The organism is Candidatus Portiera aleyrodidarum, assembly GCF_902713745.1.
Lineage (GTDB): Bacteria > Pseudomonadota > Gammaproteobacteria > Johnevansiales > Johnevansiaceae > Portiera > Portiera aleyrodidarum_D.
In genome coordinates, this window is sequence record NZ_CACTJB010000004.1 from 1 (window position 1) to 10,972 (window position 10,972).

Below are 10,972 nucleotides of genomic sequence, written 5' to 3' on the forward strand. Positions count from 1 at the left end.
GTGTAGTGCTTTGTTTTTTGAATTTTTGTAATGGATTGAAGTGCTGTGCTTTTGTGTTGTAATGGTGTGGTTTTGTGGGGAAGTTTTAGGTGTTATGCTTTGTATTAAGTTGTTGTTGTTGATTTTAGGTTTAGTTAAGTTGTGTAATGTAATGGTTTGAATTGTTATGGGTTGTTTTAAGTTAGTGTATTGTGTTGTAAGTTTAGTTTTTTTTAGTTGGTTTTTTTAAGTTGTATTTGTTTGTTTTGAGTTTCTTTTAGTTGGTGTGTTTTTGTGGTTTAATTTAATGTGTTATGTAATGTTTGTAATTTGGATTAAGTTAGTGTAGTTTAGTGTTGACTTGTGTAATGCTTTGTGGTGTGGTTTTTAATTTTTTTTGTTTTTGGATTAAGTTTAGTTATAATTTTTTGTTTTTGATTGATGTCTTTAAAGTTGTATTGTGTTAAGTTAATGCTTTGTAATGTGTTGCTTTGTGGTGTAATGTGTAATGTGTTTGTTTTTGGTTTGAGGTCTTTTAAGTTGTTATGTTATGTGTTTGATTGGTTTTTAATGTGTTGAGGTGTGTTGTTTTAAGTTGTGTAATGTTGTAAGGTGTTGAGATGAAGTGTGTTGTGATGAGATGAAGTGAAGTGTTATTTGTTGCTTTGTAAGTTGTTTTGTTTTAAGTTTAGTTGTATTGGTTTAAATTAAGTTTAGTTATTTGGATTAGTTATGTGTAAGTTAATATAAGTTGTGTTGTTATGCTTTGTATTTGTTGAAGTCTTTTGTAATGTTTTTGGTTTTGGTGTTAAGTTGTTTTTGATTGTTTTGTAATAGATTATTACATTAACTTAAGTTGTTGTGTATTGGTTTACATTAAGTTGTTATGTTATGTTATGTTATGTGTTGTTGTTATTTTGTGTTACTTTGAGGTGTTTGCTTTGATATGGATTATTTTGTAGTGTGTTAATATAAGTTGTGTTTAGTTTTTTGTTTAGGTGTTATGTGTTGTAATGTATTGGTCTGTTTTGATTGTTTTGTAATGGTTTGCTTTGTTGTTATGTGTTTTAAGTTGTGTTAAGTTTTGTTACATTAAGTTAAGTTGTTAGAGGTGTATTAGTTTGGATTAGATTAGTGTAGTGTAATATAAGGTTAGGTTAATGTAATGTAATGTTGTGTAAGGTTGTTTTAAATTGTTTTAGGTTAAGTTAGTTATGTGTAGTGTGGTTGAATTAATGTTGTTATGTGTTTTTTAATTTGTTGTTTAGTTGTGTTTTTGTGATTGGATTTGTATTGATTTTGATTTGAGGTTTAGTTAAGGTGTGTAATGTAATGGTTTGAATTGTTTTTTGGTTTGAATTTTTTAAGTGTGTTTTATTTGTAATGGTGTGGTCTGTTTTAGTTATGTGTTGTTTTAAATTTTTTGGATTAAGTTAGTGTATTTGTAGTGTGTTTGTAAGTTTAGTTGTAAATTTATTTTAAGGTTAAGTTATTTTATTTTGTTGCTTTTAGTTTTTTTTTAGTTGCTTTGTGTTATAATGTTTTGGTTTCATATAATATAAGTTAGGTTTAGTTAATGTTGTTATTTGTTAAGTTTTTTGTTTTCTTTTTAGGTGTTATGGTTTTACTCCTATTTTTAATATAAGTTGTAATGTTTTTTTGATTGGTTTAAATTGTTTTGATATGAATTGAGGTGTGTTATGTTTTGTAATGTTTTAAGTTGTTATGTTATGTGTGTTGTGTTATTTTTCTTTAAGTTGCTTTGTGTTGCTTTGCTTTGCTTTGCTTTAAGTTGCTTTGAGTTACTTTGTTATTGAGTTGATGTGTAATGTTTTAACTTGTGGTGTGGTTTTTTTTAAGTTGTGTTATTATGTTTTAAATTGTTTTAGTGTAGTTTGTTTGTGTAAGGTTACTTTAAGTTAGTTTGTGTAAGGTGTTGTGTAATGTAAGTTAAGTTGTGTTAAGTTAATGTTGTTTGAGTTTGTTATGTTTTTGATTAAATTAAATTACATTACATTACATTAAGTTAAGTTAATGTTTTGTAGGTTAGTTTTAGTTAATGTGTTTTAATGTAAGTTGAGTTAGTGTGGTTTGTTTAGTTGTTATGGTTTATTATTTTAAGTTAGTAAGGTTAGTTATTTTATTTTGTATTAAGTTTTGTTTAGTTGTTATGTTATGTGTTAATTTGTTTTTGAAGTTATTTGTTTGTGTAATGTTTTGTATTGGTTTAAACCAAATTGTATTAAGTTAGTTTGTTTTGTTGTAAGTTGTGTTAAGTTAGTTTGTGTAGTTTGTGTAATGGTTTATGCTTTGTAATGTAAGTTATTTCATTTCAAGTTTTTTTATTTAAGTTAATGTAATGCTTTGTTATGTGGTGTGGTATGGTATGTTTAGTGGTGTGGTTTTGTTTTGTTTGTGGTATGTTTGTTTTGTTTTGTTTAGTGGTGTGGTGTTATGTTATGTGGTTTTGAATTGAATTGATTGGTTTGTTTTTTTGTTTGTGGTATGTAATGTTTGGTGTAATGTTGTTATGTTTTAATGGTTTTTTTTAAGTTATTTATATAATATAAGTTGTGGTTTAGTTTGTTTGTGTTATGGTTTAGTTTAAATTAATTTGCTTTAATTTGTTTTGTTTTAAGTTATTTGTTTTGTTTGTTTGTGTAATTGGTTGGGTTAAGTTTTTTTGCTTTAAGTTAGTGTGTTAAGTTAATGTAATGCTTTATGCTTTTAGTTTTTTTTTTGTAATGTTTTTTTTGTGGTATGTTTGAAATGAAGTGTATTGGTTTAACTTAACTTGTGTTATTTGTTGTATTGTGTTGCTTTGGCTTTGAGTTTGAGTGTGAGATGAGATGAAGTGTTATGTTATGTTATGGTTTTGATTAAGTTGTTATGTTCTTTTATTTTATGTTATGTGTTTGATTGTTTAATATAATTTAAGTTGTTATGTAATGGTGTGGTTTAGTGTATTGGTTTAAGTTGTTATGTTTTGTGGTTTTACATTAAATTGTTTTAAGTTATGTTGTTTTTGGTATAATGTTGTAAGTTATTAATTTACGCTAATTTTGTATTTAGTTTAATTACTTTGTGTTGTAATGTGTTTAAATATAAGTTGTAATAGTTTTAGGTGTTTGTTTTTGTTTTAATTAAATTGGATTACAACAACTACACTAACTTAAAAAAAAAACTTATTAATGTAATTTAGTGTGTAGAGGTGTTATGTAATGTTTTTGTGTTATGTTTTGTTATTTTAGGTAAAAATTATGTAAAAATGTATTATGTATGTTAAGTTTGTTAAAGGTTAAAAAGAAAAAAAGTATAGGTGGTGAGGTGATTTGTTTTATCAGTTAAAAAAAACCAAACTTAACACCTCAACAATTCATTTCAAAACATAACAACTAAACTTAAAACAAAATATTCCAAAACAACAAAGTATAACATTACAAACAAAAACAATCAAAGCATAAACTTATATTAAACCAATACACTCATCATAACACCTCAAACTAAAGCATAAAACAAAATACACTAACTAAACTAAAACAAACCAAAACATACCACTTCAAAAACAATTTAAAACAAATAAAAGAAAATAAAAGAACAGAACATAACATAACATAACATAACATAACACTTCAGAACAGAACAGAACAAATAAAAACAAAACAAAACAAACAAACAAACAATTTAAACAATTTAAATTAATCCATATCAATCATAACACACAATTACAACTTAATCCAATCAATCAAAAATTAAACTTATATAAACACAAACAATCATAACTCCTCAAATCAAAAAAATCAAAAACCAAAATCAAACCAACTTAACTTAATGTAAACCACATTTAATTGTTTTTTTGTAATGTAAACCAATACAATACAATACAATGTAATTTAATTTAAACCACACAACTTACACTATTAACTTAATGTAATGTAATGTAATGTAATTTAATACAAAAAACAAAAGACAAAAGACTTTAAACTAAACCACATAACATAACATAACACCACAAAACAAAAACCAAAACACTTCAAACCATTACAAACCAAACCAAACAATTCAAAACCAAGCATTACAAACCATACCACAAACCAATACAATTTAATAAAAAACAAATAAAAATAACTCAAAACACTACACTAACTTAAACAAATAAAAACCAAACAAAAAACAAAACCTCAACACACTACACTAACTTAAACAACATTAGTTAGTTGTGATTTTTTGTAATGCTTTGTGGTTTATGTTGTTTTTTTTTAATGTTTTTGGAATGGTTTGTGTTGATATGATTTGAAGTGTTATGTAATGTGTTGCTTTAAGTTGTTGTTGTGTTGTTATTGGATTAGTTAATGAAGTGTTTTGTAAGTTGTGTTTTGTAATGGTTTAATTTAATGTGTTTTGATATGAATTGTTTTAGTTTAGTGTAATTTAAGTTGTTGTAATGGTTTATGTTTGGTTTGGTTTGTAATGGTTTGAAGTGTTTTGACTTGTTTTTGATTTTTTTGTAATGGTATGGTATGGTTTGTAATGAATTGATTTTATTTGTTTTGTTTTGTTTTGTTTTGATTGTTTTAAATTGTTATGAATTGTGTTGATATGTTTTGGATTAACTAAACATACCACAACTTACACTAACTTAACTTGTGTAATGTAATGTAATGTAATGTAATGTTGTGTTGTGGTTTGTGTTGAGATGCTTTGAAGTGTGTGGTTTAATTTAATGTGTTTTGGATTGAGGTGTTTTTGTTTGTGGTGTTATGTTATGTTATGTGGTTTAGTTTAAAGTCTTTTGTCTTTTGTTTTTTGTTTGGTTTTTATTTGTTTAAGTTGTTTTAACTTAGCTTAACTTGTGGTGTAATGTAATGTTGTGTAATGTTTTGTAATGTTGAATTGAAGTGTGTTAATTTAATCAAAAACAAGTTAAGTTAGTTATGTGTTGTGTAGTGTGTTGTAAAACAATTTAAGTTAGGTTTGTAATAGTTTAAGTTGTTATTAGTGTGTTGTAATGTTTTGTAAGTTTGAGTTTGTTTTTAAGTTGTGGTGTAGGTGTAATGTTGGTTTTAACTTAACTTGTTATGTGGTATGTTGAGGTTTAGTTATGTAATGTAAGTGTTGTTTTGTTTTGTTTTATTTTGTAAGTTATAATATAAGTTTAGTTTTTATTGGTGTAATAAGTTAATGTAATTCAATAAAGTGTGTTGTAGTGTAGTGTAGTGTAAGGTTAGGTTATGTAAGTTGTATTTTGTTTGTTTTAAATTAATTTAAGTTGTGTTTTGTAATTTTATTTAATGTAAGATTAAGATAAGTGGTTTTTGTGTTGTATTTTAATATAAATTGAATTGTTTGTAATGTTTTTGTAATGGATTGATTAATTGAGGTAACTTAAAACAAAACAACAAAAACTAAACCATTACATTTACATAACACAACAACTAAACTTAAACAACATTACTTAATGTAAACAATTAATTTAATGTAAAACATTTCAAACCATTACATAACAACTAAACACAACTTAACTTAAACAACATTATACATTAAAACAAAATACATTACCTAACTCACACTACACTAATAACACCACATAACAACTTAAGTTAATGTAAAAAAACTAAACACAACTAAACAACACTTAATACAACTTATATGACATTAATCCATTACAACTTTAAAATTCAACTTAAAAAAACACACTTCAACCTTACAAAACATACAACACAACATTAATTTAATACATTACAAAACAATTTAAGTTAAAACACATTAAACCACACCAAAAACAAACTTAACACCACAAAACAATTCAAAAAATAAAACCCAACACATAAAATAACATATACAACTTAAACAACATTACATCTCATCTCATCTCATTACACCACATTAACTTAAACCATTACAACACACTTCAAAGCAACACAAATTAACACTTCATCTCATCTCAACACATAACATTACATAACACAACACCTCAACATAACTTATATTAAAAAACTTAACTTAATACAAAGCACAGCACCTCAATACAAAGCAACACAGAACTTAAAACTAATAAAATAAAACCCCCCATAAGCATACCACAACTCATCAAAATAAAGCCAAACGAAACAAAATACATAACACAATATAAAGGACAAAACAGTGTCTATAAAAAATTTATTTCCAGAGAGTATTTACTTACTTCCTATAAATAATAGGCCGTTTTTTCCTGCTCAAATACAACCATTGGTTGTAAATAAAAATAGATGGATTGAAACAATAAAAAGAGTGGTGAGTACTAAGCATGGTTGCTTAGGCTTAATTTATGTTGGAAATAATAATTTTATCGAAGAAGTGCCAAAATTTACAAAAATGGGAACAATTGTTAAAATACATCGTACAGACGGAGATCAAATTCAATTGATAGCTCAAGGTTTAAGACGTTTTAAAATTATCAACTGGATATCTAAAAAGGCTCCTTTTTTTGTAGAGGTTATCTATCCTAAAGAACTTATAAACAAAGAATCAAAGGAGACAAGAGCATACGCTATAGCAATAATAAAAGGAATAAAAGAATTATTACCAACGAATCCATTATATGGTGAAGATTTAAAAAAATATTTAAACAGATTTAGTCCTAGTGATCCAGGGCCCTTAACAGATTTTGCAGCAGCAATAACATCAAATAAAGGTAAAGAGTTACAAATAGTGTTAGAAACCTTAACAATTTTAAAGCGTATGCAATTAGTATTACCTATGTTGAGAAAAGAAATAGAAATTTCTAATTTATATAGTGAATTATCACAAAAAGTAAATTTGCAAATGCATGAGAGACAAAGAGAATTTTTTTTAAGAGAACAATTAAAAATTATACAAAAAGAATTAGATAAAAAAAAAGATGAAAGAAAATCAGATTTAAACAAAATTAAAATACGTTTAACAAAATATATTTTATCCCCAAAAGTAAAAAAAAAAATAAACGAAGAACTGAATAAATTAAAAACGTTAGACATAGGATCACCTGAATATAGTACAACTCGCAATTATTTAGAATGGTTAACTCAAATTCCGTGGGGAATTGTATCGAAAGATAAAATAGATATAAAATATGCATTTAAAATATTAAATAAAAATCATGATGGTTTAAACGATATAAAAGAAAGAATTATTGAGTTTTTAGCTGAAGGGGTATTTAAAGGCACAGTATGTGGTTCAATTTTATTGTTAATAGGTCCACCTGGCGTTGGAAAAACATCCATAGGAAAATCTATAGCTAATGCTTTAGGAAGGAAGTTTTATAGAATATCATTGGGGGGTCTGCGTGATGAAGCTGAAATAAAAGGGCATCGTAGAACCTATGTAAGTTCAATGCCAGGAAAAATTGTTCAAGCTTTAAAAGAGACTCAAGTGTTAAATCCTGTAATTATGTTGGATGAAATAGATAAAATTAGCCTAACATATAATAAGGATCCTGCATCTGCTTTATTAGAAGTTTTAGATGCAGAGCAAAACAAAGAATTTTTGGACAATTATTTAGATATAAAGGTAAATTTATCAAAAGTATTATTCATTTGTACGGCCAATCAAATAGACACAATTCCAATACCTTTATATGACAGAATGGAAGTGATTAGATTATGTGGTTATATATCTGAAGAAAAATATACTATAGCTAAACAATATTTATGGCCTAGATTATTAAAAAAAGATAAAATACCTAAAAATAGTATAAAAATTACCTCGACTGCATTAAAACAGGTTATTGAAGGATATGCTAGGGAATCAGGAGTAAGGAAATTAGAAAAACAATTGCATCGTATCATTCGTAAATCAGTAGTTAAATTATTAAAAAAAAAAAATAAAGTAATTAAAGTCTCCAAAAATAATTTAAAAAATTATTTAGGTTTACCAATTTTTAAAAAAGAAAATTCATTAAAAGGTATAGGGGTAGTAACAGGATTAGCATGGACAGCCTTAGGTGGAGTAACTTTACCAATAGAAGCTGTTAAAATAAATAACTTTAAAAATGGATTAAAACTCACAGGAAAATTAGGTAGTGTAATGAAAGAGTCAGCAAATATAGCATATAGTTATACAGTAGCAAACGTAAAACATTATAAGATAAATAAAAATTTTTTTAATAAATATTTCATCCATTTACATGTTCCTGAAGGAGCTGTACAAAAAGATGGTCCTTCGGCTGGAATTACAATGACAACCGCTTTAATATCATTAGCTAAATTACAAAGTATAAAACGAATGCTAGCAATGACTGGAGAAATTACGTTAACAGGTCAAGTATTAGCAGTAGGAGGAATAAGAGAAAAAATAGTAGCAGCCAGAAGAAGTGAAATATTTGAAATTTTATTACCCAAAGGAAATAAAAGTGATTTTGAATCATTACCAAATTATTTAAAAAAAAATATAAAAATTCATTTTGTTAAAGATTATAAAGATGTTGCAAAAATAGTTTTTTAAAAAACTTATGAGAATTGATTATAGTAGGTAGGTAAATATAAATATGAAAAATTTTAGATCGTATACCACGACAAATAAAACCATGGTTGGTGCAAGAGCTTTATGGCGGGCGACAGGTTTGAAAGATAATGATTTTTATAAACCAATAATTGCTATTGCTAATTCTTATACAGATTTTGTACCAGGGCATATAAATTTAGATAAGGTAGGAAAGATAATAAAAAAATCAATTAAAAAAAACGGGGCTAATGCAAAATTGTTTAATACAATAGCTATAGACGATGGGATAGCTATGGGCCATAGTGGGATGTTGTATTCTTTGCCTTCCAGAGAAATTATAGCGGATTCAATAGAATATATGGTAAATGCGCATTGTGCAGATGCTTTAGTATGTATTTCAAATTGTGATAAAATTACTCCAGGTATGTTATTAGCATGTTTTAGATTAAATATACCTACAATTTTTGTTTCAGGGGGGGCAATGGAAGCAGGTAGGTTAATTTTTAAAAAAGATAAAAAAAATATAAATTTAGTTGATGCAATAATAGTAAGTGGATCAAAAAATCATAATAAAAGTAAGTTATTAGATATAGAAAAAAATGCGTGTCCAACTTGTGGCAGTTGTTCAGGAATGTTTACAGCAAATTCTATGAATTGTTTATTAGAAGCGTTGGGATTGACATTTCCTGGAAATGGGACTTTGTTATCAACTCATACAAACAGAAAACTATTATTTAAAAAAGTAGGTAAAAGAATTGTTGAAATTACCAATGAATATTATAACAAGAACAAAAAATTGTTACCTCGAGATATTTGTGTTAAAAAATCTTTTGAAAATGCGATGATAATGGATATCGCGATGGGAGGGTCAACGAATACAATACTTCATTTGTTAGCAATAGCTAAAGAAGCAAATATAAATTTTAAATTAAAAAATATAGACACCTTATCAAAAAAGGTGCCTCAATTATGTAAATTATCGCCAAATACAAATAAATATTATATTGAAGATTTTCATAGGGCTGGAGGTGTGTTTGGTTTGTTAGGAGAATTAAATAAACTAAATTTATTAAATTTAAAGGTATCAACTATACATAGTAAAACATTAGAAAAAGCTTTATATAAATGGGATATTATGTTATCTAATAAAAAAAAAATATTAAATTTTTATAAGGCAGCTCCAGGCCGGATAAGAACAACAAAAGCGTTTTTTCAGAACAATCAATGGACTGTATTAGATCAAGATAGAAAAACTGGATGTATACGTAATGTAAAACATTGTTATTCTAAGGATGGAGGGTTAGCTATATTATTTGGTAATATGGCAGTAAAAGGATGTGTGGTTAAAACAGCAGGAGTATATGAAAAAAATTCAATATTCAAAGGAAGGGCTAAAGTGGTATTTTCACAAGAAAAAGCCGTCCAAAAAATATTAAAGAATAAAATAAAAAAAGGTGACATTTTAATCATATGTTTTGAAGGCCCTAAAGGGGGCCCTGGTATGCAAGAAATGTTATATCCTACCTCTTATTTAAAATATAAAAATTTAGATAAATATTGTGCTTTAGTTACCGATGGAAGATTTTCTGGAGGAACTTCAGGTTTATCCATTGGACATATTTCTCCAGAAGCCGCTGAATATGGAAATATAGCTTTAGTTGAAGATAATGATTTAATAAGTATAAATTTAAAAGAAAGATATATAAATGTTTTATTAAATAATAAAATCTTAAGTAACCGTAGAAAAACAATGAATACAAAATATAAAAACAAATGGAAAAATGTAACTAAACGTAATAGAAAAATAACTAACACATTGAAGTTGTATTCACATTTTGCTACATCAGCAGATAAAGGTGCTATAAGAATTTGTTGTTAATGAACTACTTTACACAACCAAAAGAAAGACTTTCTCCTTTCCACTTAATAAAAAGTAAAGCAATATATTTGTTTTTACAAAAAGTATTCAAAATCTATAATATGTTTGTTCTTAAAAGAAAAAATAAATAAATTTTTTTAATAATAAACTTATATAAAGTTTAAGTGTTTTGTTTAAAAATATTTTTATATTAAATAGTTATTTTTATAAAAGATAAAAAACTATAGATAAAAAAAACAAAATAAAATATATTTGAAATTTAAAAGTAGTAAATAAAATAAATAATCTTCATGAACGAACCATTTCATTGATTTAAAAAGATTTTAAATAATTAAAACTCAAAAAAGTAAAATTTAACTTAATAAATAAATAAATAAAAGATCAGCTACACAAACAAAAACGAATAAGTAAATTAAATTTTATTAAGGAATATGAAATAATTTTAAAGTATTACTTTAATTAAAGGCTAATTTTCTAAACTAAATAAAATAAAGTTGCTGTTACTTTTATTTTTGCTTGTATTGATTGAAGTAATAAGTATTAAAATTATTCTTTACAAATGTGTTAATAGATTTTATTTAAATGGAACGAGGATAAACCCCAACATACTGCTACGCAAAATAATAAAAACTTCAACTCAACTTATACACTAAT

General features: G+C 25.8%; 3 protein-coding genes. All 3 read left to right on the plus strand.

The window, feature by feature from the left end; genetic code table 11:
* Positions 1–6,123: 6,123 nt before the first annotated feature.
* From lon to H7S46_RS01550, 3 genes are read left to right on the plus strand one after another with little or no spacing between them, the layout of a single operon-like run.
* Positions 6,124–8,439, plus strand: coding sequence for an endopeptidase La (gene lon / locus H7S46_RS01435; protein ID WP_183043058.1), 2,316 nt, complete (start codon positions 6,124–6,126; stop codon positions 8,437–8,439).
* Positions 8,440–8,482: 43 nt separating this feature from the next.
* Positions 8,483–10,318, plus strand: a complete 1,836-nt coding sequence (ilvD, locus tag H7S46_RS01440) for a dihydroxy-acid dehydratase (RefSeq protein ID WP_183043059.1) — start codon at positions 8,483–8,485, stop codon at positions 10,316–10,318.
* Complete coding sequence (locus H7S46_RS01550) at positions 10,318–10,449, plus strand: hypothetical protein (protein WP_259645850.1); 132 nt, start codon at positions 10,318–10,320, stop codon at positions 10,447–10,449. The genes ilvD and H7S46_RS01550 overlap by 1 nt, the downstream gene beginning before the upstream one ends.
* Positions 10,450–10,972: the final 523 nt, after the last annotated feature.